The sequence below is a fragment of the Nonomuraea sp. N2-4H genome (assembly GCF_045291505.1).
Lineage (GTDB): Bacteria > Actinomycetota > Actinomycetes > Streptosporangiales > Streptosporangiaceae > Nonomuraea > Nonomuraea fastidiosa.
In genome coordinates this window covers 2696691-2721691 of sequence record NZ_CP147987.1, presented here as the reverse complement: position 1 = coordinate 2721691, position 25001 = coordinate 2696691, and the positions used below count along the sequence as shown (strand labels likewise).

The following is a 25001-nucleotide window of genomic DNA, read 5'->3' as shown; positions in this document are numbered from 1 at the left end:
CAGCTGCAGCCCGTCGGGGCCGGACGTGGCCGTGTAGGCGCCGGCCGAGGCCAGCAGGCGGGCCAGGTTCGGCGGGCAGCAGGCGCAGTTGTACCAGGGCAGGCGCTCGCTGGGCGCGTCCTCGTGCGAGCCGTCGTGCCCGGTGCGCAGCTGGAGCGGGTTGGAGTAGAAGAACGCGGTGCCGGTGTGGTCCATGGAGGCGGCGATCGCGTTCAGCAGCGCGCGCTCCATCTCCTCGGCGTAGCGGGCCTTGCCCGTGGCCAGCAGCATCCGCCAGCACCACTGCAGGGCCGCGATGGAGGCGCAGGTCTCGGCGTAGGCGCGGTCGGGGGCAGCTCGTATGGGTCGCCGTACGCCTCGTCGCGGTGCCGGGAGCCGTGCCCGCCGGTGATGTACATCTTGGTGCCGAAGGCGCTGTCCCACAGGCGTTCCATCGCCTCCAGCAGCGTCTCGTCGCCGTTCTCCAGGTAGACGTCGGTGACGCCGGCGGCCAGGTAGAGTTGCCTGACCGAGTGCCCGATCGCCTCGGTCGCCTCCCGTACCGGCAGGTGGTCCTGGAAGTACTGCGAGCCGAAGCGGCCGGCGCCGAGCGAGCGGTGGCCGCGGCGTTCGATCTGCAGCTCGGCCGCGCGCAGGTAGGACTCCTCCCCCGTCTCCCGGTACAGCTCGACCAGGGCCGTCTCTATCTCGGGGTGGCCGTCGATGAGCGGGCGGCCGTCCTCGCCGAGCTCGCGCACGATGAGGTCGGCGACGCGGCGGGCGATCGCGAGGAAGCGTTCGTCGCCGCCGCCGCGGTGCAGGGCCACGGCCGCCTGGATGAGGTGGCCCGCGCAGTAGAGCTCGTGGGTCCACTCGAGGTCGGTGAACGGCTCCCTGCCGGTGCCCTGCACGTAGGTGTTGAGGTAGCCGTCGGGGGCCTGCGCGCGTTCGAGCAGGTCGGCCAGCTCCGTGAGCAGGTCCGCCCAGCGGCCGGTGCCGCTGCGCCCGGCCTCCCAGCCGATGGCCTCAAGCGTCTTGTACAGGTCGGAGTCGGCGAACCACGGCCCCTTGAACGTGCCCTGCGGCCCGTCTTCGCCCGCCGCGGCCAGGCGGCGGAAGTTCTCGATGGCGGAGGTCCGCTCGACGTTGTCGACGCAGTGCGGGATGGTGGCCGTGGCGTTGAGCTCCTGCCAGCCGCCGAGCAGGGACGCGGGGTCCGGCTTCGCCGCGTCCAGCGGTATGGGTGCAAGTCGCGCTGGCCTACGCGGTACGGCCGGGCCCGGGATCCGGGTTCGGGGCGGCGCGTCTTGGGTGTGCACGTTCTGCTGTTGCCTCTCGTGGAGATCGTGGAGCGGTCGACCGGGTCGCTGCTGACGCCGAACCACCGCCGCACGGTGACGTCGGGATCAATCGCGGATGGACGGGAACGTGAGGGCGGCAACACCGCCGGGAAACATGAATGAAACCTTTTCCCGTTCGTCAACATAGGACCGTGCCGTTGAACCGGTCAAGACCCGAGCGCCATGACGCCGCGAAAACAACAGCTCACAGTGGCCATCTGAGGCTCCGACCGGCATCCTGGCGTTCGGCACGGCCTATCGCGGAGCATCACACACGTGTACGGTTGAGGAAAATTTTCCTAGACGAGATCACGTGTTTCCGGCTTACGGTTGTGATCACGCAGCCCCGCCATCGACGACGAAGAACAGCACATGACCGAGGATCTTTCTCCCCAGGCCGCGGGCCGCCGCGTCGGCATCGCGGACGTGGCCGCCAGGGCCGGCGTGTCCTTGGGCACCGCGTCCAAGGCGCTCAACGGCCGTGGCAACCTCCGCGAGGAGACCCGGGCCCGGGTGCGCGCCGCGGCCGAGGAGCTGGGCTTCGCCCCCAACACCAACGCGCGCAGCCTGCTGTCCGGGCGTACGTTCACCGTCGGCATCATCACCACCGACAGCTACGGCCGCTTCAGCATCCCCGTGATGCGCGGCGCCGAGGACTCGCTCGCCGCCGGCGAGATGATCGCCTTTCTGTGCGACAGCCGCGACGACCCCATCCGCGAGCAGCACCACCTGCGCAAGCTGCTCGAACGCCGGGTCGACGGCATCATCGTGGCCGGGCGGCGCACCGACGAGCGCCGCCCTCTGGGCCGCGACCTGCCCGTCCCCGTCGTGTACGCGCTCGCGCCGAGCAGCGACCCGGACGACTGCAACGTCGTCAGCGACGAGCGCGGCGCCGCGCGCCTGGCCGTGGACCACCTCGTCAAGACCGGCCGCCGCCGCATCGCCCACATCACCGGCCCGCACTCCCACGCCTCGGCCCGCGAACGCGCAGACGCCACGATCGAAGCGCTGGCCGGGCACGGCCTCCGGCTCGTGGGCGAGCCCTACTTCGGCAGCTGGACCGAGGCGTGGGGGCGCTTCGCCGCCGCCCAGCTGCTGCGCGCCCACCCCGACGTGGACGGCGTCTTCTGCGGCAACGACGTGGTGGCCCGCGGCGTCACCGACGGGCTGCGCGAGGCCGGGGTCTCCCTGCCCATGCAGGTCGGCGTCGTCGGCGTGGACAACTGGGCCCTGGTGGCGGAGGCCGCGCGGCCACCGTTGACGACGGTCGACCTGGGGCTGGAGGAGATCGGCCGCCGGGCCGCCGAGCTGCTGATCGCCGCGATCGACGGGCATCCGCAGCCGGGCCGCCATGTGGTGGCGGGCCACCTCGTCGTGCGCGAGTCCTGACACCGGGCCGGAGCCTCAGTGACGGTCTCGGCCGGGCGGTTGCGGGCGGCCTCGGTAGGCGCGGCGGTAGGCGGCCGACGTGGTGGCCGCGTCGCGGGCCAGGTGCAGACGGCGGCCATCCCGGTGCCGCTCTCCGGCAGCGGACGCCGCGGGAACTGCGCCTGCCCGCCTTCCCGGTGCGGCGCCATGACCAGGCGGCGCGGACCTGGCTTCGGAGCTATGGCAGGTGCTCCTGCCGCTCACCTGATTCGCGCTCGTCGTAGGCGGCGCGGGCGGCGGTGACCTCGTCGATGTGCGTCTCGGCCCAGTCCTTGATGGCCTGCATCACGGGCAGCAGGCTTCTGCCCAGCGGGGTGAGGGCGTAGTCGACCCGTACCGGGACGGAGAGCGTGACCGACCGGGAGACCAGGCCATCGCGTTCGAGGGTGCGCAGGGTCTGGGTGAGCATCTTCTCGCTGACGCCGGCGATGGTCCGCGACAGGCCGCTGTAGCGCTGGGGACCATCGGCGAGGGCGGTGAGCACGAGACCCACCCACTTGTCGCCGATCCTGTCGAGAAGCTGACGTGTCGGGCAGGTCGCGAGGTAGGCGTCGTAGGCGATGCGCGCCTGCTCGCGCTGCTGGGCGGCGGTGCGGGTGGTCATCGCTCTCCATTCCGTACGGTACGCACCTTCAGGTACGTACTTCCCAACAGAGAGTAAGTCTCCATACGGTCTTCCTCAAGTTCCGACTTTTCGTGATGAGGAGATCTTCATGCGTGCAGTCGTCGTCCGTTCGTTCGGCGGGCCCGAGGTCCTGGAAGTCGCGGAGGTTCCGGTGCCGGTCGCGGGAGAAGGACAGGTGCGGATCCGGGTCGAGGCCGCGACCGTCAATCCTGTCGATCTGGCCACCCGGTCGGGTGCGCTCGCCGAGGCGGGCCTGATGTCGGCGCGGGACGTGGTGGGCCTCGGGTGGGACGTCGCGGGAACCGTCGAGGAGGTCGGCCCGGGAGTCACCGGGATCGAGCCCGGAGACCGGGTGATCGGCCTGTCCGACCGGCTGGACGTCCCGCTCGGCGCCCAGGCCGACCAGGTCGTGCTCGATGCGGACGCGGTCACGGCCGCACCCGCGGGCGTCTCGCCCGTACAGGCCGCCACACTTCCCCTGAACGGGCTCACCGCCGCGCAGGCGCTCGACGGCCTCGGCCTGAGCCCCGGGCAGACGCTGCTGGTGACCGGGGCGGCCGGCGCCGTCGGCGGTTTCGCGACCCAGCTCGCCGCCGCGCGCGGCATCCGGGTGGTCGCGGTCGCCGGAGCCGGCGACGAGCCGCTCGTCCGCGAGCTCGGAGCCGATCTCTTCGTGCCGCGTACGGCACGGCTGGGCGAGGCCGTTCGCGCCCTCGTTCCCGGCGGCGTGCACGCTGCGCTGGACGCCGCCCTGACCGGCGCGGCCGCCCTCGACGCGGTCCGGTCGCATGGGGCCTTCGCCGCGCTCGTGGCCGGAGCGGCGCCGCCTCCGCTGCGCGGCGTCCGCGTCTTCACCCACTGGATCTACGCTGACGGCGCCCGCCTCGCCGAGCTCGCCGCCCTGGTCGAGGCGGGGTCACTCACCCTTCGCGTGGCCGGGACCCTGCCTTTGGAGCAGGTCGCCGCCGCGCACAAGCGCCTCGCAGAAGGCGGCCTCCGCGGCCGTCTCGTCCTCACCCCTTGAGGCCGCTGCCGCCCCGCGCCTTGCGGGCGATCGGATGACGGGCCTTCGATGGCCGTCGGCCGGGGATCCGGCTCCCTGGCGCTGACGTACGCGTTCGGTCGCGCTGCCGCGCCGATCACGCTCGTGTTGTCGCTGCGCGCCGACACCAGGGCGTGATATGCGCTGAAGGACCGGTCCCGACGCGGACCGGCCGTTACGCTGGCCGGTGCATGCCCGCCTGCCTGCAAGGACGCATCATGGACTGCTACGACCCGATCATCCGGCTGCTGGAGCGGGGCGTGCGCGAGCAGGTCTTCCCGGGGGCGGTGTGGGCTGTCGGCGATGCGAGCGGCGTGCTCGGCTGGGGAGCCCGCGGGCTGGCCGACCCCGCCGATCCAGGGTCCGCGATGCGGCGCGAGACGATCTTCGATGTCGCAAGCCTGACCAAGATCGTCGCGGTGTGGTCCGTGATCGGCGCCCTGTGGGAGGAGGGGCGGCTGCCGCTGGACCAGCCCCTGGGCACTTTCTGGCCCGAGGTCGCGGGCCTGCCGCTCGGTCAGGTCACCGCGCATCACCTGCTCACCCATACCGCCGGCGTGCCGCTGCGGGCCAACCTCAAGGCGTCGTACGGCACCGACCCCCGCGCCGTCCGGGAGGGAGTGCTGCGTGAGGCCCTGCACCGGCCGCCCGGCGAGGCCGTCGAGTACACCGACCGGGCCGCCCTCATCCTGGGTTTCCTCGCCGAGCACCTCACCGGCGCCCCGCTCGACCGGCTCGCCGCGAGCCTGATCTGGCGGCCGCTGGGCATGACCGGCACGAGGTTCGGGCCGCTGCCGGACGCCGAGCGGGCGCGGTGCGCTCCGACCGAGTTCGACCCGGGGTCCGGCGCCCACCTCAAGGGTGTCGCCCATGACTTCTCCGCCCGTCTGCTCGGCGGCGTGTGCGGCATCGCCGGCGTCTTCTCCACCCTGGACGACCTGGCCCGCTTCCAGCGGCACCTCCTCAACCCCGCCCCCAGGGCCGGGTTCGGGGAGGCGTGGGTGACGCAGTCGCTGCGGATCCAGACCGGCGGCCTCGCTCCCCGGCGCGGCCTGTTCTGGCACCCCGGCCCCGGCGGCGACGAGGACGTGTACGTGCACTACGGCTTCACCGGCACGGCCCTGTGGGTCTCCGCCAAGCAGTCACGGTGGGCCGTCCTGCTGACGAACAAGCTCTACTTCGGCCGGGACCGCGAGCCGATCGCGGCCGTCCGCAGCGCCTTCCACGCACTCGTCTTCACCGGAAGCAGATCACTCCCCCGTGCGGCGCCAGGAGATCAGCCGGAGAGCAGGTCGCGCTGAACCAGCGAAAGGCCCGGATCCCGCCGCCTGGGGTTCGGGCCCTGCGCATATGCCGGCGCCCACCCCGCCCGCACAACCCGCACGTGACGCTCCGCGCCCGAGGCCGTGACGTCCGAGTAACCGCCGCGCCGCCGGTGAAGCTGCCCTGCCCCGTAGGAACCTGTGGCGCCGCCGCTGGTCCGGCGCCCCCGCCCGCGGGGTACTCCTCATGTGCACCACAGGTCACAGAAGTCCCTTGAGGAGGCCCATGCTCACGAAGAAGGCACTCGCCGCGGCGCTCGGCGCGGTGATGTCCGTAGCGCTGCTGACGGCAGGAACAGCGGCACCCGCCGGCGCCCAGACCAAGGCCACGACATCACTACCCGGTGCGGGGACCTTGCCGTTTACCGTTTGCAAGCTCCAGTACCTCGTCTACTACACGCTCCGAGACGTCTTGAACATCTGCTGCTGGCGCGTCGCCGACGCGCCTCTGGCCGACTGTGGGGACGTGTGGTACCCCTACTACAGCGGTGCCGCCCGGAGCGCGCCCGCGTCACCCGGCCGCACCTCCTGACAGCCGAAGACGGCGCCACCCGTCCCTCCTCGTGTGGCGCCCCGCCTGCGGCGTACGGCGACGAGCCCGCCGCCGCACCGGTGACGGCGAGCTCACCCGCCCCCTACGAACCTGTGGCGCCGCCGCTGGTCCGGCGCCTTCCCCTGACGCCCGTCGAACACACCGGCGTCTCGCTGGAGGGCAAGCAGCAAGGGCGTGTTTCAGAGGGCGATGAGCCAGTCGGTGATGGCGGAGACGTGGATGCGCAGCTGCGACACGCCGCCGGTCAACGCTCCGAGGCAGCCCCTAGGGTCGCCTGGTCACCTCGGCCGGCCGTTCGGTGATTTCGCGAAGGGATGCGGCCTCGGCGGCCAACGCCGTAGGCACGTCCGTCGTGCGGTGCCGGATCGCGCAATACGGCGGCCGGCGCGGTCCAAGGCGGCCGTGGACGCGGCCGGCGCGGTCCAAGGCGGCCGTGGACGCGGCCGGCGCGGTCCAAGGCGGCCGTGGACGCGGCCGGAGCCGAGGGTCAAGTGCTGAGAGTCCGGGCCATGCGGATCGGCGAGCCGGCGCGGCCGTCAGAACGCGCCGGGAAGCCCATGAGAAGCCGGCACGATTGACGAATCTCGTCAATCGACAATGTCATGCCCGCGTTCTTGCATAGAGGGCGAGATCGCGGGCCAGATGGGCGCGGCGCAGGCCGCGCGTTCGCAGGTATCGGAGATCCTCGGCGGTGTCGTACATGAGCTGAAGGTGGAAGTAGTTCACGTGCTCCAAAAACGCGAACAAGCCGAACACCAGACCCGGCCAGCTTCCCACTCCCGGATCGGTGACCACGCCCCGAAGGATGACGAGCAGGCCCGCGGTCAGAACGGCGACATTGCCCCAGCGGGCGACCGTGAAAGCGCCGGCTCCGGGCAGGGTTTTGCGGCCCGTGTCCAGCCTGCGGCGCTTGGCCCGCCAATAAGCGGCTCCCTCCAGCAGGAGAAGCGCGGTCAGACCGAAGCCCACGATGTTCACGGTCGTCAGCGGAAACCCGACCGCGACGAACCAGATCATCGCCTGCAGCGGGATGTTGAGCAACTCGAGCCACGCCAGCGAACGCAGCCGTCGCCGGATCCACGTATGAGAGCGATGATCCATTCGCCGCATTATCGCAGGCTCATTCAGCTCCGCATCATGGGGGTCCGGCGGCGCCGGGAAAGCGGTGCGCGAGGACGGAGTCGAACCGCCACAGCCGAAGCGTCCGGTTTACAGCCGGGTGGGCTCGCCACATGCCCAGCTCGCGCGTGAGGTGACCCCAGCAGGACTCGAACCTGCACCAGACCCGGCTTCGTAGGCCGGCGCTCTCGTCCATTGAGCTATGGGGCCGTACCCCGTACCGGATTCGAACCGGCGACCTCCCGGGTGAAAGCCGGGTGTCCTGACCACTGGACGAACGGGGCGCAGTACGTCCGGCGGGATTCGAACCCGCACTGACCGGTTCCTAAGACCGGCGCCTCTCCCATTGGGCTACGGACGCGTGGAGAGCCGCAGCGGGGACTCGAACCCCGTCCTGCTGGTTGGAAGCCAGCCGCCTTACCCGTTCGGCTTCTGCGGCTTGGTGGACCGACGGGATCTCGAAACCCGAACTCCTGCTTGCAAGGCAGGTGTGATGCCTTTTCACCATCAGCCCATGGCGCTTCGCTGTGCAATTGTCAATCAGCAAAAGGAAAGGCCGCCGGGTGGTCACCTGGCGGCCTCTGGAATGGTCCTCTCCGAGGATCATCCAGGAGCCACCTCACGCAGGGCGCGGCCCAGCTCGGCAGGGCGGCGATAGCCTCGCCCTTCCTGTCCGAGTGCGGCGGCCGCGAGAAGCATGACGTGGTTCCTTTGCTGTGGTCCGGAGGGGGCGGATCGGGCACCGCCCCGCGTTTCGTTGTCATCGACGGTAATGGCGGACTCGGCGGTCGTGCCACTTATTTTTTTCGGACGCATGAGCGCCACCGGGAATTCCCGCCGAGTTCTTAGGCCGTCGCGATGAGGCGGCGCAGGGCCGCCTGAGCGGGCGGGCCCCAGGTGGCCTTGCCGCCCGGCCGTCCGTGGACGCCGGCGTCGCCGACGTGCAGGCCGACGAGGGCGCGGATCACGGCCCACCCGCGGGCGCGGCGCAGGGTTGCGGTGTCCGGGGACGGCTCGTAGGCCGCGTGGCAGCGCTCGACGGCGGCGACGTCGGGCAGCAGGCTCCAGGCGGCGGACAGGTCGCAGGCCGGGTCGCCGGCGAACAGGTCGCCGAAGTCGATCACGCCGGAGATGACGCCGTCCGCGGTGAGGACGTTCGCCGGGTGCAGGTCGCCGTGCAGCCAGACCGGCGGGCCGTCCCAGGCGGGCGCGGTGGCGGCTGCGTCCCAGATCGTACGGACGACGCCGGCGTCCTCGCCGGAGACGAGCCCGGCCTCGACGGCCGAGGCGAGCTGATCGGCCACGTACGCGGACGCGGCGGCCAGGGGTCCTCCGCGCCCCCGGCCCCCGGTGTCCGCCTCTGCGGGGGCGGGCTGGTGGAGGGCGGTCAGGAAGGCGGCCAGGACGTCGGCCGACTCGGCGCCGCGCGTGACGGGCGCGCGGTCGGCGGGCTCGCCCGGCACCCAGGTGGTGACGATCCACGGCCGCGGGAACGCCGATGACGGCCGTCCGAGCCGCTGCGGCACGGGCACCGGCAGCGGAAGCCGCGGGGCGAGCCTCGGCACCCAGGTGTGCTCCTTGATCACCAGTTCGTCCGCGTCCTGCGTCGCCCACGGCAGCCGGACGGCGAGGTCGTCGCCGAGCCGCCACAGCTGGTTGTCCCAGCCGCGCGCACCGAGCCGCACGGGGCGATCGGCCAGGTCGGGGTGCTGCTCGCGGAGCAGCTCCCGTACGAGCTCCGCGCTGATGTCGATCTCGGTGTGCGTCATGCGGTGCAACCTAGCCGTTCCCCGGGTCCGGCGATTCCGGGCGTCCGGCGAAATTTCTTGATCATGACTCGCAACCTTTACCCGGAGTCCGTCATCAAAGAAGACATGATGAAGATGATGATGGGTGCTTCGCTCCTCGCTTGTTCGCTGCTCGTTGCCGGTGCCACCTCGGCGGTCGCCGAGGCGAAGCCGACGACGCTGGGTCCCCACGGCTACGGTGCCGTCAAGCTCGGGATGACCACCAAGCAGGCTCAGGCGACGGGGCAGATCGTCAAAAAGCTGGACGGGGGCGGCGCGGCCTGCTCGGGCTGGGACCTGAAGAAGTTCAGAACGCCGAAGAACGCGGTGGGGCTCTACATCTCGCCGCGCGTGGGGCTGGCCGCCATCTGGGCGGCGAAGGGCGTGAAGACCTCGCAGGGTATCAGGATCGGCTCCACGTACAAGCAGCTCAAGGCGGCCTACCCGGGCATCAAGAAGGACTTCCACGGCTACTACGTGGTCACGGTGCCGGGCAACAAGAAGGCGTACTACAACTTCACCGTCACTCGCGGCAAGGTCACCGAGTACGGCATCGCGCTGCGCAACCAGGACTGCTTCAACTAGTTCGACCAGGTGGTTTCTCTGCGCGAACGGGGGCGCGTCGGGCACGTCGCAAAGGGCTGAAAGCGGGGGCCGCCAGGGGGTTCGTCGGCCCCCGCTTTCACATGCGGTTCGTCGTCGGGGTCGCCGCGCTCAGGATCGCCGCTGTGACTCCGTACGCCATCGGCCGGACAACCGCCGCGCGGGGCTGAGGCGACGGCACCTCCGCCGGCCGGATGCCGCCGCTCAACGCGGCCACCCTGATCATCGACTGCACCGGCCTGCCGGCGGTCCTCACCGGGCCGCGCAGCGCCGCGACGCCCGCGGGCGAGGTCGCCTGGCGGCAAGGCGTGGCGGTCGGGCTCACCCCGGCGGGGATGCGGGCGTTGACGGGGATGGCGCCGAAACGGCTGTTCGCACTCGTCCAAGACATCGTGCCGCCGCCCGCCCAGCGTGCCTGAGCATGATTTCCATGGAGGCCGCTCCCACGCTGGCCGATTCCGGTAAGGATCCGTTGTGGATCACGATCATCAAGGCCGTGATGCTGTTCCTCTTCCTGGCTTTGAGCGTGGCCTTCGGGGTGTGGTTCGAGCGCAAGCTGATCGCGCGGATGCAGCACCGCTACGGCCCCAACCGGGCCGGCAGGTTCGCGGCGTGCTTGTCGTCGCGATAGCTGAACACGACGGCCACGTACGTGGGGATGTCCGCCGTTCCGCCTCGAATGCAGTCACATGACGCATACCGCCGCGTGCCTCTGTGGTCGCAGGATGGGCGGGCGAGGCCGGCCGTAACGCATCCCGTTATTTCGCGACTTATGGAGACGTACGTGGACACCATCACCCTGGGTGAGGTCACGCTCACCCGCGTCTGGGAGTACTTCGGGCCCGTCGGCATGACGCCCGAGGTGTTCTTCCCGGAGAGCCCGCAGGAGGCGTGGCGGGAGCATCGGTCCTGGCTGGCTCCGCATTTCCTGGACGAGCGGACCGGGATCGTCAACTCGGCGATCCAGACGTGGGTGCTGCGCAGCGAGGGCAAGGTCATCCTGGTGGACACTGGGGTCGGCAACCACAAGGACCGCCCGTACGCGCCCGTGTGGAACCGGCTCAACACGACGTACCTCGACAACCTCGCCCGCGCCGGAGTACGGCCGGAGGACGTCGACATCGTGATCAACACGCACCTGCACATCGATCACGTCGGCTGGAACACCTACCTCGACGGCCGCACCTGGGTGCCGACGTTCCCCCACGCCACCTACCTGATGCCGAAGGCGGACTTCGACTACTGGAACCCCGCCAACGAGCAGAGGACCCGGCTCGGGCGCGGCAACCAGAACGTGTTCGAGGACAGCGTCGCCCCCGTGCACGCGGCCGGGCAGACCCTGCTGTGGGAGGGCGGCCACCGCATCGACGGCAACCTACAGCTCGACCCCGCGCCTGGACACACGCCGGGCTCATCGGTGCTGACGCTGGAGTCCGGCTCGGATCGGGCGCTGTTCGTAGGGGACCTGCTGCACAACCCGTTCCAGATCCACGAGCCGGACGCCAACAGCTGCTTCTGCGAGGACCCCGCCGAGGCCCGCGCCACCCGCCGCGCGCTGCTCGGCCGGGCCGCCGACGAGAACGCGCTCATCATCCCGGCCCATCTGGGCGGGCACGGCGCGGCCGAGGTGGTCCGCGACGGCGGCAAGTTCGCCATCAAGGGCTGGGCGCCCTTCGCCCCGTACGGCGAGCGGGTCTGAGGGAGGAGAGCTCATGATCGACATCGTCACCACCACGCGGGGCGCCGTCCGCGGCGTGCGCCGGGGCGCCGCCCGGGTCTTCCTCAACATTCCGTACGCCGCCCCGCCGCGCGGCGCGGGCCGGTTCGCGCCACCGGAGCCGCACGAGCCGTGGGATGGCGTGCGCGATGCCACGGCTCCGGGCCCGAACGCGCCGCAGTCGGAGCGCCGGATCGGCGAGATGGACATGTCCGCGTATTTCGGCGCCGGCTGGAGCCGCGGCGAGGACTACCTGACGGTCAGCGTGTTCGCGCCGGCCAGCGGTGAAGGGCTGCCGGTCATGGTGTTCGTGCACGGCGGCGGGTTCGTGGCGGGATCGACGCGCTCGCCGCTGTACGACGGATCGGCGTTCGCCCGCGACGGGGTCGTCCTGGTCACGGTCAACTACCGGCTCGGCATCGCCGGATTCCTCGACCTGCCAGGGGCACCCGCCAACCGGGGCCTGCTGGACGTGGTCGCCGCGCTGCGCTGGGTGCGGGAGAACGCCGCCGCGTTCGGCGGAGACCCCTCGAACGTCACCCTTTTCGGCCAGTCGGCGGGGGCGACGATCGTCGGCGGCGTGCTCGCCACGCCCGAGGCGGCGGGGCTGTTCCAGCGGGCGATCGTGCAGAGCGGCAGCGGGCTGGGCGCGTTCACCCGCGAGCAAGCCATGCGCGTCACCGAGAAGGCCGCCGAGATCCTGGGCGTCGCGCCGCACGCCGCCGCCTTCGCCGGCGTCCCCGACGAGCATCTGGTCGAGGCCGCCACCCGGCTCGGCGGCATCAACCTGCGCACCGCGACGCACCGGGACCCGCTGATCGGGCTCAGCCCGTTCAGCCTCGTGCTCGACACGCAGCCCGCCGACGCCGTCACCGCCGGGCTCGGCAGCGGCGTCGATCTGCTCGTCGGCACCACGAGCGAGGAGGGCAACCTGTATCTCGTGCCGGTCGGCACGTACGAAGGCTCGACCGCCGCCGACGTGCACGAGGCGGCGGCGCGCTCGCACCCTGACCCGGCCGGCCTCGTCGAGACCTACCGCGCCTCGCGGCCCGGGGCCTCGCACGCGGAGCTGCGCTCGGCCATCATGGGCGACGCCCTGTTCGGGGCGGGCAGCCGGGCACTGGCGTCCGCGCACGCCGCCCATCCCGGATCGGGGACGTACGTCTACGAGTTCACCTGGCGCTCCCCCGCCCTCGGCGGGCGGCTCGGGGCGGCCCACACGGTGGAGCTGCCGTTCGTCTTCGACCTCGCGCACCGGCCCGAGCTGCACGGCCCCGACGCCCTGCTCGGCCCCGGCGAGGCTCCCGCGGACCTGGCCACCCGGGTCCACGAGACGTGGATCAGGTTCGCGCGGACCGGCAAGCCCGGCTGGGACTCCTACGACACCGGACGCCGCGCCACCATGCGCATCGGCACCGCCTGGACCCAGATCGACGACCCCCGCCCGGAGGAGCGCCGCATCTGGACATGATCCACGATCGCGGTAGGGTCGGCTGCCGTGGCGCGCTCAGGGTCGGACTTCCGCGGTTGGTACTGGTGGGCGTTGGTCGTCACGTCCGTCCTTGTGCCGTTCGTGGCGATCGCCGCGGTCGTGTTCCTCATCTCCCAGGGCCGGGAGAACGCCGACCAGTGGGCGAGCATCTTCAGCTTCGTCATCACCGGGCTCGTCGCCGCGGCGGCGATGATCGGCTGGTTGCGTCAACGCGCCAAGAGCAGGGGCGACCTCGGCACGCTGGACGTGGCCGAGCCCGAAGCGGACGCCGTCGCGGCGTGCGCCGAGCGGCTGGCCGCCGGTGTGGAGCGGGCGTGGCGAACCGAGGACTTGCGGCAGCGCCTGCTGGACCCGGAGCCCATGCCGGTCGCCTGGCGCACGCTCGGCCCGCCGGTCACCGACCACTGGCGGGTCATCGGCGGCGGCGACACGCCCATCGACCTCGACGGCAGCCTGAACGACAGCTACGACGTGGTGCGCACCAGGCTGCCCAAGGGGCGGCTGGTCGTGCTCGGCGAGCCGGGCGGCGGCAAGACGTCACTGATGGTGCGCTTCGTCCTGGACGCGCTGGCGGCGCGCGAGCCGTCCGACCCCGTACCCGTCATCCTGCGGCTGTCCACCTGGGAGCCCTCCGAGCAGCCGATCAGCAGGGTGAGGACCCCGACGAGCTGCTCACCTTCACGACCAGGCACGAGATCGAGACCCATCTTCTCGCCGGGCTGGTTCCCGCCCTCTACCCGGGTGCGAATGAGCCGGACCAGCCCGGCTGGCATCCGGGCTTCGCGGCAAGCTGGCTGTCCTTTCTCGCGCGGCACTGCGGCCGGCAGCCCATCTCCGTGCCGGGGCTGATCGACGCCGTGCCTACCTGGTTATACGGCGTGGTCCTCAGCCTGCTGTCCGGGTTGAGCGCCGGCCAGGCGGCGGTCATCGCGGCGGGGGCCGCGCTCTGGCTGCAGGCGATCCTCTCGCGCGGCATAAGGGCCGTGCAGGTCGCGCTGCTCGACCTGGCCGTGGTGCACGCCGCCGTCACCCGGCCGTCCGTCTCCCCGTACGCGCTGATCCTGGCCTTCATCGTGACCTACCTCGCCGTGTCCGTGCTGTCCGCGTCTTCCCTGCGCCTGCTGCTGGCCCGCGCCCTGCTCGCGGTGTCGGGGCGGCTGCCGTGGCGGGTGGGCGCCTTCCTGGAGGACGGTCACCGGCGCGGCGTGCTCAGGCAGGTCGGCGGCTTCTACTACTTCCGCCACGATCTGCTCCGGCGGCAGCTCGCCCACGAGGAGTGGTGAGCCGCTTCGGAATATCGCGGGTGGCGGGGGCGTTGTCGGCCGGTCGAAGCCACCGGCCCCGCGGGAGGGACATGCCCGAGTACACCTCCGATCCGGCGATCGTGGGCCGGGACGGCGAGATCGCGGAGATCATGCGGCGGGTCGCCGCCGGGCGCTCTCACGTGCTCGTCCTCTCCGGCGAGCCGGGGGCCGGTAAGAGTGCGGTGCTCGACGTCGTGGCCGGTCGCGTTCGAGGCGACGGCGGGCTGGTGCTGCGGGTCGCCGGGAGCGAGCCGGAGTCGCGTCTGGGGTTCGCGGGGCTGCATCAGCTGCTGCGGCCGGTGCTCGGTGAGCTGGACGGGCTGCCGCCGCGCCAGCGCTGCGCGCTCCGGGCCGTCCTGGGGCTGGACGAGTGTACGGAGGCCCCTGACGGCGTGCTCACCGGCTCGGCCGTGCTCACCCTGATCTCCCGGTTCGGGTCGTCGCCGCTGCTCGTCGTGGTCGATGACGCGCAGTGGATCGACCGGGCGTCGCTGGACGTCCTGTCCTTCGTGGCTCGCCGTCTGGACGCCGAGCCCGTCACGCTGCTGGTCGGCGTGCGGTCGGCGGACGCGCTGCCCGGGTTCGACACGGGCTACGACCGGCTTGAGCTGGGGCCGCTGGACGGTGTCGCCGCCAACCGGCTGCTCGACCTGCAGCCGGAGCCGCCGGTCGGTCGCCATCGGGTGCGCGTTCTGCAGGAGGCCTCCGGCAATCCCCTGGCGCTGATCGAGCTGGCCCGCGTCCGGAGCGCCGGTGTTGAGGGGCCGCTGCCGGTCACCGACCGGCTTGAACGGATCTACGCGGAGCAGGCGCGGCCCCTTCCGGAGTCGACCCGCCGCTCTCTCCTGCTGCTCGCCGCGGCCGACGCGGCGGACTTCTCCGCCGTCTCTCATGGGCTGTCCGAGGCGTTCGTGCCTGCGGAGGAGGCCGGGCTCGTACGCCGATCCGGCCCGTCGGTCTCCTTCCGCCACCCGCTGATCCGCTCGGCCGTCTACCACGCTGCCCCCTTCGAGGAGCGCCGGCAGGCGCACCTCGCTCTGGCGCGGCTGAGCGAGGAGCCCGATCGCCGCGCCTGGCACCTCGCCGCCGCGGCCACCGGTACCGACGCGGAGGTGTCGGACGCGCTGCGCGAGACCGCCGATCGGGCGCGCCGCCGTGGCGGGTACGCGGCCGCTGCCGCCGCCCTGGAGCGGGCCGCCGAGCTGAGCCCGCGCCGCGCGGACCGGGCGCGGCTGCTCGCCGAGGCCGCCGAACTTGCCGTCTTCACCGGGCAGCTCGACTGGGTGGAACGCCTGGTCGTCGCTGTCCGGGCGCACAGCGACGACCCGGAGCTGATCGGCCGGGCCTCGCTGGCCACCGGGAAGCTCATGGCGCTGCGCAGTAATCACACGACAGCCTTCGCCTTGCTGACCCGCATCGCCGCCGAGGCGTCCTTCCGTGAGATGCTCGCCTCCTCCGTAGAGGCACCGCCGCCCAAGGCCCTCACCATCTCCGCAGAGGTACCGGCCCTGCGCGCGCACCTTTCGGCCACAAAGGGGGCAGCGGCTCGGGAGCCGCATGCCGCAGCCGCAGAGGACACCCCGTCCCTGGAGGCGCTGGCCGCCGCTGCGGTGGTCCGCTACTACTCGGGTGAGGAGGCGCAGCGGCGGCGTATCGAGAGCCTGCTCGCCGCCTCCCCCGACGGCCCGTTGCGGGTCTGGGTGGAGGCCGTTTCCGATCCGCATGGCGCGGGTTCCCGGCTCAGGCCGAAGCTGCCCGAGCTGGTCGCCGCCGCCGAGGGCGACGCGGGCGGGCTGACCGTGCTCGCCGTCGTGGCCTGGCTGCTCGACCAGACCGCCCTGGCCGTGAAGACCTTCGACGAGGCGTACGACAGGTGGCGGGTCCGTGGCGCGCTGCCGGACGGTCTGGGCAGCGCCGTCGGCTGGGCGTACCTCGATCACGGCCGGTGGGCCGAGGCGCGCACGGTGGCCTCCGAGATCGCGGCGGTGGCGGCGACGGCGGGGCTGGAGCACGCCGAGGCGTGCGCGTACGCGCTGGATGCGACGGTGCTCGCGCTGCGCGGCGAGACGGACGGAGCGCGGCGGGCCGCCGAGCGGGCGCTGGCCCTCGTCGATCCGCTGGAGAGCCGCTCCATCGCGGTCGCCGCGCACCGGGCCCTGGGCCTCGCGGCCGTGGCCGACGGCGACTACGAGGCCGCCTACACGTGGTTCGGGTCGGCGTTCACCGGCGACGGCGACCCCGTTCACTATCACGTCTCCCCCACGGTGCTGGCCGAGCTCGCCGCCTCGGCCGCCCGCCTGGGACGGCGGGGCCGCCACGGCCCCGATCGACGTGTCGCCGAGCTGCTCGAACGCGCGGCCCAGCGGCTCGGCCCCGCCTCGTCGCCTCGGCTCGCCGCGCTGCTCGACCGGGGCCGCGCCCTGCTGGCCGAGCCCGACAGCGCCGGACCCGACAGCGCCAGACCCGGCAGCGCCAGACCCGGCAGCGCCGGACCCGACAGCGCCGGACCCGACAGCGCCAGACCCGGCAGCGCCAGACCTGACAGTGCCGGACCCGGCAGCGCCAGACCCGGCAGCGCCAGACCCGGCAGCGCCGAACCTGACAGTGCCGAACCTGACAGTGCCGAGCCGTACTTCCAGAGGGCGCTGGCGGGCGACGCGGGCGAGCAGTGGCCGTTCGAGCGGGCGCAGACCAGGCTCGACTACGGCGAGTGGCTGAGGAGGCGCCGCCGCATCACCGAGGCCCGCCCGCAGCTGGCCGCCGCGCTGGAGACGTTCCGCAGGCTCGGCGCGCGGCCGTGGGCCGAGCGGGCCGAGGCGGAGCTGCGCGCCGCCGGCGTCGAGGCCATCGGCGGCGTGACGCCGGACGTCCTCACCGAGCTGAGCCCGCAGCAACAGCAGATCGTCAGGCTCGCGGCCCGCGGGCTGACGAACCGCGAGATCGGCGACCGGCTCCACCTGTCGCCGCGCACGGTCGGCTCCCACCTGTACCGGGTGTTCCCCAAGCTGGGCGTCACCGCCCGCGCGCAGCTGCGCGACGTGCTCGAAGGCACCGGCCGGTGACGCGCCACAGGTCGGCGCGGACGTCGCGGCAAGGCACGTCCTTCAGGTACTGCCGCCACTCCTGGCCGGTGAGCGTACGGCCCGCGCGCTCGCACACGAGCCTGGCGTCCGTGGCCGGGCAGCTCGTCGGCGGCGTGCTGGTGGCGGTGCGGGCGTGGCGTTCGGGGTCGCGGTCATCGGACTGATCTTCTTGTCGCTGCTCGGCGGCGCGACCGACGCGGCGAGCCACAGCAGCGCATTCGCCTGGGCGCTGGTGACGAACCCCATGCTGTCGCTGCTGCTGGTGCCCGTGCTCCGGAGAGGCAGGCCCTAGCCCGCCGGGACAGCGGCGGGGGCGGGCTAGGTGCGGGATCGTGGGGCGATGCCCGTTTCTGCCGGTGGGACGAGGTCCTTGACGGCGGCGATCGGGACGTCCTCGGTGCAGGTGCGGACCAGCAGGGTCTCGACGGCGCGCAGCATGGCCGTCGCCGTCTGCCTGGTCAGGTACGCGGTGTCGATGATGAGGCTGAGCTGGCCGGTGTCGGGGGCGGTGCCCAGGGTGAAGAACGCCTTGAACCGGACGCCGGGCCAGGCGTTGGTGACGTACGTACGGGTCCTCTCCGTGAGCGGGGTCAGGTCCTCGCCGAAGCGGGGCAGGTTCGGCCAGGTTCCGTCGCCGCGCCGGTCGTTGAAGAAGGCGTCGAGGTCGGGCTCGCTGCCCCTGATGCGGCCGATCTCCTCGCGCATGGCCGTCATCTCGAACGGGTCGTAATGGGCGTTGCGATAGGCCATGAGGGCGCTGCGGTGGGCGGCCAGGCAGGTGTCGGTGAAGCCGGTCTCGGGCAGGTCGAGCACGAGCAGGGCGTCCTGGCCCACGGTGGCGACCAGCGGACGGGTGCGCGGGTCGCGCCGGTTGCTGTGGACGAGCTGCATGACCGCCCGCGGCCGGCCGCTCGCGACGGCCAGGACGGTGGCGCAGCCGGCGATGAGCACGCTCGTCGTGCTGATCGTCAGCCGCTCGGCCAGCCGGACGGCCGCCGCCGCGAGCGCCACCGACTCCATGCCGACCTCGATGAACCGGGGCTCCTCCGGCTCCCCCGGCGGATGGTCGAACACCTCGAGCGGGACGGTTTCGAGCACCTTGCGCCAGTAGCGGATCGACCGCCGCGAGCGGGCCTGGAACGGCTCCTCGCGTTCCAGCGCCGCCTGCTCCATCGGCTGCCACGGGGGCGCCGGCAGGTCGTCGCCGCGCAGCAGCGCCCGCCACTCGGCCGACAGCAGGCTCAGCGCCTGGTAGTCCACCGCCAGGTGCGAGAAGGCGAACGCCAGGGCGCGCGGCCGGCCGTCGGCCATCACGACGGCGCAGCGCAGCGGCAGGTCCGCGCCGTGATCGAAGATCGTGGTGCCGAGCTCGGCGGCGATGCGCCCCGCGGTCGCCAGCGGCCCCTCCGTGCCCGTCCGCACCAGCTCGACGGTCAGCTCGCCGCTGCGCGCCACCCGCTGCACCGGGCCGTCTGGGGTGTCGATGAACGTGGTGCGCAGGCTCTCGTGGCGTTCGAGCATCCGGCGCAGCGCGCCCAGCACGGTCGCGAGGTCGCGCCTGCCGTGCACCGGCAGCACCCAGGGGCAGTTGAGGAACGACTGGCTGGGCCCCATCAGGTGCACGGCCCGCCACATCAGCCGCTGCCCCCAGGTCAGCGGCGCCTGGCCGTCCCGCGTCCCGCTGAACCGGACCGAGGCGGTCGCCATGGCCGGGGTGGTCATCGGGCGTCCAGCAGGTCCGACACGTGGGCGGCGAGCGCGTCCACGCGGTCGAAGGCGGACAGGTCGCCGCCGAGATCGACGTCCACGCCGAAGACGTCCTCGATCGCGTCGATGAGCCTGATCCACGCCAGCGAGGTCAGGCCCAGCGCCGACAGCGAGTGGTCGCCGGCGAGCGCCTGCTCGGCGCTGATCTCGCCGTCGGACACGGCGGCCACCAGGTCCGCGAGCCTGCGTTCCAGGTCGCTGCTCACCGCGCGCCCCCCTTCGACTCCTGGCGCAGCCGTACGCTGCGGGGACGCATGTCCGTCCAGATCTCGTCGATGTGATCCAGGCACTCCTGCCGGTCGCCGGTGAAGCCCGTCGCCCGCCAGCCGTCCGGGAGCGGGCGGTCGAGCGGCAGCAGCGAGTACTGCTCCTCGTCGTTGACGACCACCTGGTGTCGTCCCGTCACGTCATTCCTCCTTCTGTCGCAGGGCTTGTACGCCGACCAGGTCGTCGGCGACGGCGTCCGGAACCTCGTCGTCGAAGCGGGCCAGGGCCGGAACCCGCATCGCGGCCAGTGTGAGCGCCAGGATGGCGAGGCCGAAGAGCACGTACATCAGGCCGATGCCGCGGCCGGGGCCGACACCGATGACCGCTCCGACCGTCGAGGCGAGCGGGCCGCCGTCCAGCAGCAGCGGGTCGAGCAGCGTGGCGGCGTACGGCGCGACGAGCCCGTACCCGATGGGCAGCGTGGACCAGGCGATGAGCGTGTTCATCGCGAACACCCGGCCGTGGAACCGCTGCGGCACCTTGACCTGCACGATCGTGGTGTAGATGCCGTTCAGCAGGGTGATCCAGAGCGTGATGCCGCACACGCCGGCGGCGATCACGACCAGGTCGGCGCGCAGGCCGGTGAGCAGGCAGAAGCAGCCGAGCACGAGGCTGCACAGCAGCACGCCGCGCAGGCGCCGCCGGCGCGGGCCGCCCCAGACGACCATGATGAGCGCGCCCAGGAACGTCCCGAGTCCGGCGAGGAAGGAGATCCTGCCGACGTCGGCGAGCCCGGCGAAGGAGAGCACCAGCGGCGAGAACATCAGCAGCAGCGGTGCGAGGAACACGTTCAGCACGACGAAGAACAGCAGCATGGCGACGAACCCCCGGTGGCCAAGGGAGTAGCGCAGGCCGCCGAGGATCTCGTCCTTGATCGACTCGCGGCGCCGCCAGGGCATGCTGTCGGGGAAGCGCACCGCCAGCACGACGGCGATGGCGACCGCGTAGCCGGCGATGTCGAGCAGGAGGATGCCGCCGAGCCCGATCGCCGACATCAGCCCGACGGCGAAGATGGGCACCAGGAGCTGGGCGGTGCCGTTGCCGAGCTGCGTGATGCCGACCGCGTGCCCGAGGTAGTGCTTGGGGACGAGCTGCGGGACGGCGGAGAAGTACGCAAGGCGCTGGAACGTGAGCGCGACGGACAGGCAGCCGAGCAGCGGGTAGATCATGTCGACCGACAGGTTCCCCGTCCACAGCAGCACGCCGAACGCGAGCTGGATCGTGAACGCGGCGATGTCTCCGGCCAGCATCACCCGGCGGCGGCTCGTCCTGTCGATGATCGCGCCGGCGACCGGTGCCACCAGCATGCCCGGCACCAGGCCGACGACCGCCATGAGCGCGAACTTCGCCACCGACCCGGTCGTGGTGTAGATCCACAGGGGGACGGCGAACTCGGTCAGCGCCGATCCCGTCATGGAGACGAGCTGGCTGAGCGCGATGGCGAGGAAGCGCGGAATGCCGGGCCGCACGCCGGTCGGGGCGGGCATCGTGTCGGCGTGCGACACGTCGTGCAACCACCAGGTACGGCCGCTGCCTCGCGGCGGCCCGGCCGGGCGGGGACCGGCCGGTTCCTTCAGGTTCCGGTGGACGGTGGTGACGATCTCGGCGAGCTCCTGTGCCCGATATTTCAGGAAGAAGTGGCCAGCCTCTGCGAGCACGACCACCGCCGACACCGAGGTGAGGAAGTGCCATTCGCGGAAGCGTTCCTGGTAGTAGTCCGTCGCCGGATCCTCGGTCCCCACGACGCTGATCACGGGAGCGCGCAGCCGCTGCGTGCCGGACTCGAACAGGCGGGTGTAGTAGTCCTCGGCCTCTCGCGAGTCGCGGCGCATGTTCCGTACGATGCGGCGGGCCTGCGCGGGGTCGAGGTCGCTCATGTCCACGCCCTGCGAGATCAGCCAGTTGACGTAGCGCTGATCGCTGCGCAGCCGCTCGGCCTCCGCGATCTTGGCGATGCGCGACATGATCCGGCCGCGCGGGCGGGCGAACGGGAAGATGCCGCCGATGTAGACGCCGTCGAGCTCGCGGCCGGCGGCTTCGAGCCGGCGGGCGATCTCCACGGTCAGCGCCGAGCCCACGCCGCAGTGCCCGTACAGGACGATCGGGCCCTCGACCTTCTCCAGGATCTCGCGCACGCACCCGGCGGCCAGCTCGTCGAACGGCAGCCTGTCCTCGTCCACGCCCACGTCGTGACCGGGGATCGCCACCGACCACAGCGCGTGCCCGTCCGGCAGGGCGTCGGCGAGCGGCTGGTAGACGACGGCACTGCCGCCACCGTACGGGACGCACACGTAGCTGAGGACCGGGCTGGTGCTGCCGGCGGCGGTCAGCCGGTGCAGCAGCGCGCGGGGGCCGCGCCGGTCCTGCGGGGTGTCGGCGAGCGCGGCCAGCTCGCGGACGGTGCGGTGCTTGAAGACGTCCATGACGCTGACCACGGCGCCCGTCTCCTGGCGCAGCCGGGCCACCACCTGGGTCGCGAGCAGGGAGTGGCCGCCGAGGTCGAAGAAGTCGTCGTCCACGCCGACCGCCTCGACGCCCAGCAGCTCGCCCCAGATGGCGGCGAGCGCGCGTTCTGTGGGGGTGCCGGGCGCGATGAACTCGACCGTGGCGTCCCTGGTCGCCACGGGTGCGGGCAGGCGGCGGCGGTCCAGCTTGCCGTTGGGGCTCAGCGGCAGGGCGGCGAGGGTGACATAGCTCGCGGGGACCATGTAGTCGGGCAGCGTCTTCTTCAGCTCGGCCCGGAGCGCGCCGTGGTCGAGGGCCTGGTCGAGCGCCTGGTCCAGGGCGTCGCCGGTGCCGGGGGTGACGTACGCGACCAGGCGGTCGTCGCGGACGATCACGGCGGCGTCCCCGACGGCGGGCAACGCGCGCAGCGCCGCCTCGATCTCGCCCGGCTCGATGCGCAGGCCGCGCAGCTTGACCTGGGCGTCCAGCCGGCCGAGGAACTCCAGCACCCCGTCAGAGCGGCGTCTGACCAGGTCGCCGGTGCGGTAGAGGCGCGAGCCCGGCGGGCCGTACGGGTTCGGCACGAACCGCTCGGCGGTGAGCGCGGGACGGTTGAGGTAGCCCCTGGCCAGGCCGGCACCGCCGATGAACAGCTCACCGGGCACCCCGATCGGCACCGGGGACATGGCGGCGTCCAGGACGTACAGGGTGGTGTTGGCGATGGGGGTGCCGATCGGGACGCGGGCCGCCGAGGTGAGGGTTTCGGGCCGGCAGTGCCAGGCGGAGACGTCCACGGCGGCCTCGGTGGGGCCGTACAGGTTGTGCAGCTCGGCGGCGGGAAGCGCGGCGACGCAGCGGCGGGCCAGGTCGGCGGGCAGCTCCTCGCCGGAGCAGATCACCCGCCGCAGCGAGCCGCACCCCGCGCCGCCGTTCTCGGCGAGGAAGACGGCCAGCATCGACGGGACGAAGTGGGCGGTGGTCACGCCCTCGGTGGTGATGAGCTTGCGCAGGTACGCGGCGTCCTTGTGGCCGCCCGGCGTCGCGAGCACCAGCCTGGCCCCGCAGCGCAGCGGCCAGAACAGCTCCCACACCGACACGTCGAAGCTGAGCGGCGTCTTCTGCGCCACGACGTCGGCCTCGCCGATCCGGAAGCGGTCCTGCATCCAGTCGAGCCGGTTGGCGATGGCGCCGTGGGTGTTCGGCACGCCTTTGGGGCGGCCGGTGGAGCCGGAGGTGTAGATGACGTAGGCGACGTCGTCGGGCCGTACCTCGGGCAGCGGTCCTGCCGCGCCGGTCCAGACGTCGGGATCGTCCAGGTCGAGGACGGTCGCGCCGGTGTCCGGCAGGTCCGGGCGGATGCTGCTTTGGGTGAGCAGCACGGCCGGTGCGGCGTCGGCCAGCATGAACGCCACCCGGTCCGGCGGGTATTCGGGGTCGATCGGCAGGTACGCGGCGCCCGCCTTGAGCACGCCGAGCAGGCCGGGCAGCAGCTCCAGCGAGCGTTCCGCGCACACGGCGACCACCGTCCCAGGGCCCGCGCCGAGGTCGCGCAGCGTGCGGGCGACCCGGTCCGCCGCGGTGTCCAGCTCGCCGTACGTCAGTGACCGCCCTTCGAAGCGCACCGCGACGGCGTCGGGAGTGCGGGCCGCCTGCGCCTCGATGGGGCCGTGCAGGGTGGCGGGGCCGGGGTATTCGGCGGCGGTGTCGTTGAAGGTGTGCAGGACCTGGCGGCGTTCGTCCTCGGTGAGCAGGTCGATGCGGGACAGCGGGGTGCCGGGGTCGGCGGCGACCCGCTCCAGCAGCGTGCACAGGTGGCCGGCGAGGCGTTCGATGGTGTCCGGCTCGAACAGGTCGGTGTTGTAGACGAACATGCCGCCCGAGTCGTCGCCGACGTACAGCTCCAGGTCGTAGCGGGTGGCCCAGGGGTCCACGGGGAAGTCGGTGACGGTCAGCCCGGCGGGCGGGTCGATGGCCTCGTGGCGGTAGTTCTGCATCGCGAACATCACGCCGAACAGCGGTGACCTGGACACGTCGCGCGGCACGTCCAGCTCGGAGACGAGCTGCTCGAACGGCAGGTCCTGGTGGGCGAAGGCGTCCAGGACGAGGTCGCGCACCCGGTCGATCAGCTCGGCGAACGTGGGGTCGCCGGTCAGGTCCACCCGCATGGTGAGCATGTTCACGAAGCAGCCGATCACGCCGTCCAGCTCGGGGACCTGCCGGCCGGCCACGGGCGATCCCACGGCGACGTCCTCGGTGCCCGCGTACCGGCCGAGCAGCGCGGCGAGCGCGGCCAGCATGACCATGTACGGCGTGGCCCGGTGCGCGCGTCCGAGCCCGGCCAGCGCGGCGGCCACCTCGGGGTCGAGGGTGAACGGGTGCGCGGCGCCCGTGTAAGTGCGTTCGGGCGGGCGTGGCCGGTCCGCCGGCAGGTCCAGCGGTTCCAGGCCGGCCAGCCGGTCGCGCCAGTAGTCCAGGTCGCGCTCGGACGGGGGCAGGCCGCGCTGCCAGGCGGCGTAGTCGGCGTACCCGACCTGCGGGGCGGGTGGTGTGCGGCCGTCGTAGCGGGCGAAGACCTCGCGCAGCAGCACGTCGGCGGACCAGCCGTCGGCGGCGATGTGGTGGACCGCGATCACCAGCACGTGGTCGTCGTCGCCCAGCCTGATCAGCAGCGCCCGTGCGATGGGGCCCGCCCCGAGGTCGAACGGCGCCGCCAGGAACCGCTCGGCCTGTTCCTTGGCGGCGGCCTCGTCGGGCGCGTCGCGGACGGTGAGGGGGAGCGTGGCGTCCGCGGCGAGCACGACGCGCGGGCGGCCGTCCTCGGTGGCGGGGAAGCGCATGCGCAGCGCGTCGTGCCCGGCCACGACGGCGTCGAGCGCGGCGGCCAGGGCTCCGGTGTCGAGCGCGCCGCGCAGCCGCAGCCGGATCGGGATCGTGAGCTGGGCGGTGCCCGGCGCGAACTGCTCCAGGAACCACAGCCGCTCCTGCGCGTGCGACAGCGGCGGCGGCTCGCCGCCGGGGCGCGCGGGAATGGTACGGCGCGGGGCCGCCCCGCGCCGCAGCCGCTGCGCCAGCAGCGCCTGCTTGGCCGCCGACAGCTCGTTCGCGCCCGTCACTGCGCCACCTCCCAC

Annotated in this window: 20 protein-coding genes, 6 tRNA genes and 1 pseudogene; 13 read left to right on the top strand and 14 right to left on the bottom strand. The window is 72.5% G+C overall.

Annotated features, from left to right (window positions below; all coding sequences use genetic code 11):
* Window positions 1–102: 102 nt before the first annotated feature.
* A pseudogene (locus WBK31_RS12220) lies at window positions 103–1298 on the bottom strand (glycoside hydrolase family 127 protein); the annotation flags it as partial.
* Window positions 1299–1691: 393 nt separating this feature from the next.
* On the opposite strand from WBK31_RS12220, the gene WBK31_RS12215 reads away from it, so the two are divergent.
* Window positions 1692–2708: a LacI family DNA-binding transcriptional regulator gene (locus WBK31_RS12215; protein WP_364069149.1), complete on the top strand. Its 1017-nt coding sequence runs from the start codon at window positions 1692–1694 to the stop codon at window positions 2706–2708.
* A gap of 217 nt (window positions 2709–2925) precedes the next feature.
* Here the strand turns inward: WBK31_RS12215 and WBK31_RS12210 are convergent, their stop codons facing one another.
* The gene (locus WBK31_RS12210; protein WP_364069147.1) at window positions 2926–3351 is read right to left on the bottom strand and encodes a helix-turn-helix domain-containing protein; all 426 of its coding nucleotides are present in this window, start codon (window positions 3349–3351) and stop codon (window positions 2926–2928) included.
* 109 nt (window positions 3352–3460) lie between these two features.
* On the opposite strand from WBK31_RS12210, the gene WBK31_RS12205 reads away from it, so the two are divergent.
* The 3 genes from WBK31_RS12205 (at window position 3461) to WBK31_RS12195 (ending at window position 6268) form a co-directional block, all read left to right on the top strand.
* Window positions 3461–4396 carry an NADP-dependent oxidoreductase gene (locus WBK31_RS12205; RefSeq protein ID WP_406674825.1) on the top strand — a complete coding sequence of 312 codons (936 nt, stop codon included), beginning with the start codon at window positions 3461–3463 and terminating at the stop codon, window positions 4394–4396.
* A gap of 236 nt (window positions 4397–4632) precedes the next feature.
* A complete protein-coding gene (locus WBK31_RS12200) occupies window positions 4633–5715 on the top strand; it encodes a serine hydrolase domain-containing protein (RefSeq protein WP_406674824.1) in 1083 nt (360 codons plus the stop codon).
* Between the two features lie 247 nt (window positions 5716–5962).
* Window positions 5963–6268 carry a hypothetical protein gene (locus WBK31_RS12195; protein ID WP_364069141.1) on the top strand — a complete coding sequence of 102 codons (306 nt, stop codon included), beginning with the start codon at window positions 5963–5965 and terminating at the stop codon, window positions 6266–6268.
* A 621-nt stretch (window positions 6269–6889) separates the two neighbouring features.
* Here WBK31_RS12195 and WBK31_RS12190 read toward each other — a convergent pair.
* From WBK31_RS12190 to WBK31_RS12155, 8 genes are all read right to left on the bottom strand, one after another.
* The gene (locus tag WBK31_RS12190) at window positions 6890–7390 is read right to left on the bottom strand and encodes a hypothetical protein (RefSeq protein WP_364069139.1); all 501 of its coding nucleotides are present in this window, start codon (window positions 7388–7390) and stop codon (window positions 6890–6892) included.
* Between the two features lie 65 nt (window positions 7391–7455).
* Window positions 7456–7536 (bottom strand) — tRNA-Tyr (locus WBK31_RS12185).
* 6 nt (window positions 7537–7542) lie between these two features.
* Window positions 7543–7618, bottom strand: a tRNA-Arg gene (locus WBK31_RS12180).
* Window position 7619: 1 nt separating this feature from the next.
* Window positions 7620–7692, bottom strand: a tRNA-Glu gene (locus WBK31_RS12175).
* 4 nt (window positions 7693–7696) lie between these two features.
* A tRNA-Leu gene (locus WBK31_RS12170) sits at window positions 7697–7769 on the bottom strand.
* A gap of 6 nt (window positions 7770–7775) precedes the next feature.
* A tRNA-Gly gene (locus WBK31_RS12165) sits at window positions 7776–7847 on the bottom strand.
* Between the two features lies 1 nt (window position 7848).
* Window positions 7849–7922: transfer RNA gene (locus WBK31_RS12160), tRNA-Ala, on the bottom strand.
* 331 nt (window positions 7923–8253) lie between these two features.
* Window positions 8254–9177: an aminoglycoside phosphotransferase family protein gene (locus WBK31_RS12155; RefSeq protein ID WP_364069941.1), complete on the bottom strand. Its 924-nt coding sequence runs from the start codon at window positions 9175–9177 to the stop codon at window positions 8254–8256.
* Window positions 9178–9240: 63 nt separating this feature from the next.
* On the opposite strand from WBK31_RS12155, the gene WBK31_RS12150 reads away from it, so the two are divergent.
* From WBK31_RS12150 to WBK31_RS12110, 9 genes are all read left to right on the top strand, one after another.
* Window positions 9241–9780: a hypothetical protein gene (locus tag WBK31_RS12150; RefSeq protein WP_406674823.1), complete on the top strand. Its 540-nt coding sequence runs from the start codon at window positions 9241–9243 to the stop codon at window positions 9778–9780.
* A 212-nt stretch (window positions 9781–9992) separates the two neighbouring features.
* Window positions 9993–10217: a hypothetical protein gene (locus tag WBK31_RS12145; RefSeq protein WP_406674822.1), complete on the top strand. Its 225-nt coding sequence runs from the start codon at window positions 9993–9995 to the stop codon at window positions 10215–10217.
* An 11-nt stretch (window positions 10218–10228) separates the two neighbouring features.
* The gene (locus WBK31_RS12140; RefSeq protein ID WP_364069947.1) at window positions 10229–10429 is read left to right on the top strand and encodes an NADH-quinone oxidoreductase subunit H; all 201 of its coding nucleotides are present in this window, start codon (window positions 10229–10231) and stop codon (window positions 10427–10429) included.
* Window positions 10430–10591: 162 nt separating this feature from the next.
* Window positions 10592–11497, top strand: a complete 906-nt coding sequence (locus WBK31_RS12135) for an MBL fold metallo-hydrolase (RefSeq protein ID WP_364070068.1) — start codon at window positions 10592–10594, stop codon at window positions 11495–11497.
* 13 nt (window positions 11498–11510) lie between these two features.
* Window positions 11511–12986, top strand: coding sequence for a carboxylesterase/lipase family protein (locus tag WBK31_RS12130; protein ID WP_406674821.1), 1476 nt, complete (start codon window positions 11511–11513; stop codon window positions 12984–12986).
* A 27-nt stretch (window positions 12987–13013) separates the two neighbouring features.
* Window positions 13014–13856: a hypothetical protein gene (locus WBK31_RS12125; protein WP_406674820.1), complete on the top strand. Its 843-nt coding sequence runs from the start codon at window positions 13014–13016 to the stop codon at window positions 13854–13856.
* Between the two features lie 8 nt (window positions 13857–13864).
* Window positions 13865–14290: a hypothetical protein gene (locus WBK31_RS12120; RefSeq protein WP_406674819.1), complete on the top strand. Its 426-nt coding sequence runs from the start codon at window positions 13865–13867 to the stop codon at window positions 14288–14290.
* Window positions 14291–14361: 71 nt separating this feature from the next.
* Window positions 14362–17373, top strand: a complete 3012-nt coding sequence (locus tag WBK31_RS12115) for an AAA family ATPase (RefSeq protein WP_406674818.1) — start codon at window positions 14362–14364, stop codon at window positions 17371–17373.
* Window positions 17374–17527: 154 nt separating this feature from the next.
* Complete coding sequence (locus WBK31_RS12110; RefSeq protein WP_364069956.1) at window positions 17528–17686, top strand: hypothetical protein; 159 nt, start codon at window positions 17528–17530, stop codon at window positions 17684–17686.
* 26 nt (window positions 17687–17712) lie between these two features.
* Here WBK31_RS12110 and WBK31_RS12105 read toward each other — a convergent pair whose 3' ends face one another.
* Genes WBK31_RS12105 through WBK31_RS12090 form a run of 4 tightly spaced genes read right to left on the bottom strand, consistent with a single transcriptional unit; the run spans window position 17713 to window position 24986 of the window.
* Window positions 17713–19116 carry a condensation domain-containing protein gene (locus WBK31_RS12105; protein WP_364069958.1) on the bottom strand — a complete coding sequence of 468 codons (1404 nt, stop codon included), beginning with the start codon at window positions 19114–19116 and terminating at the stop codon, window positions 17713–17715.
* The gene (locus tag WBK31_RS12100; protein ID WP_364069960.1) at window positions 19113–19367 is read right to left on the bottom strand and encodes a phosphopantetheine-binding protein; all 255 of its coding nucleotides are present in this window, start codon (window positions 19365–19367) and stop codon (window positions 19113–19115) included. Before WBK31_RS12100 ends, WBK31_RS12105 begins: the two co-directional genes overlap by 4 nt.
* Window positions 19364–19567, bottom strand: coding sequence for an MbtH family protein (locus WBK31_RS12095; protein WP_364069962.1), 204 nt, complete (start codon window positions 19565–19567; stop codon window positions 19364–19366). Before WBK31_RS12095 ends, WBK31_RS12100 begins: the two co-directional genes overlap by 4 nt.
* A 1-nt stretch (window position 19568) precedes the next feature.
* On the bottom strand, window positions 19569–24986 hold the full coding sequence (locus tag WBK31_RS12090; protein ID WP_406674817.1) for an amino acid adenylation domain-containing protein: 5418 nt from the start codon (window positions 24984–24986) through the stop codon (window positions 19569–19571).
* Between the last annotated feature and the right edge of the window lie 15 nt (window positions 24987–25001).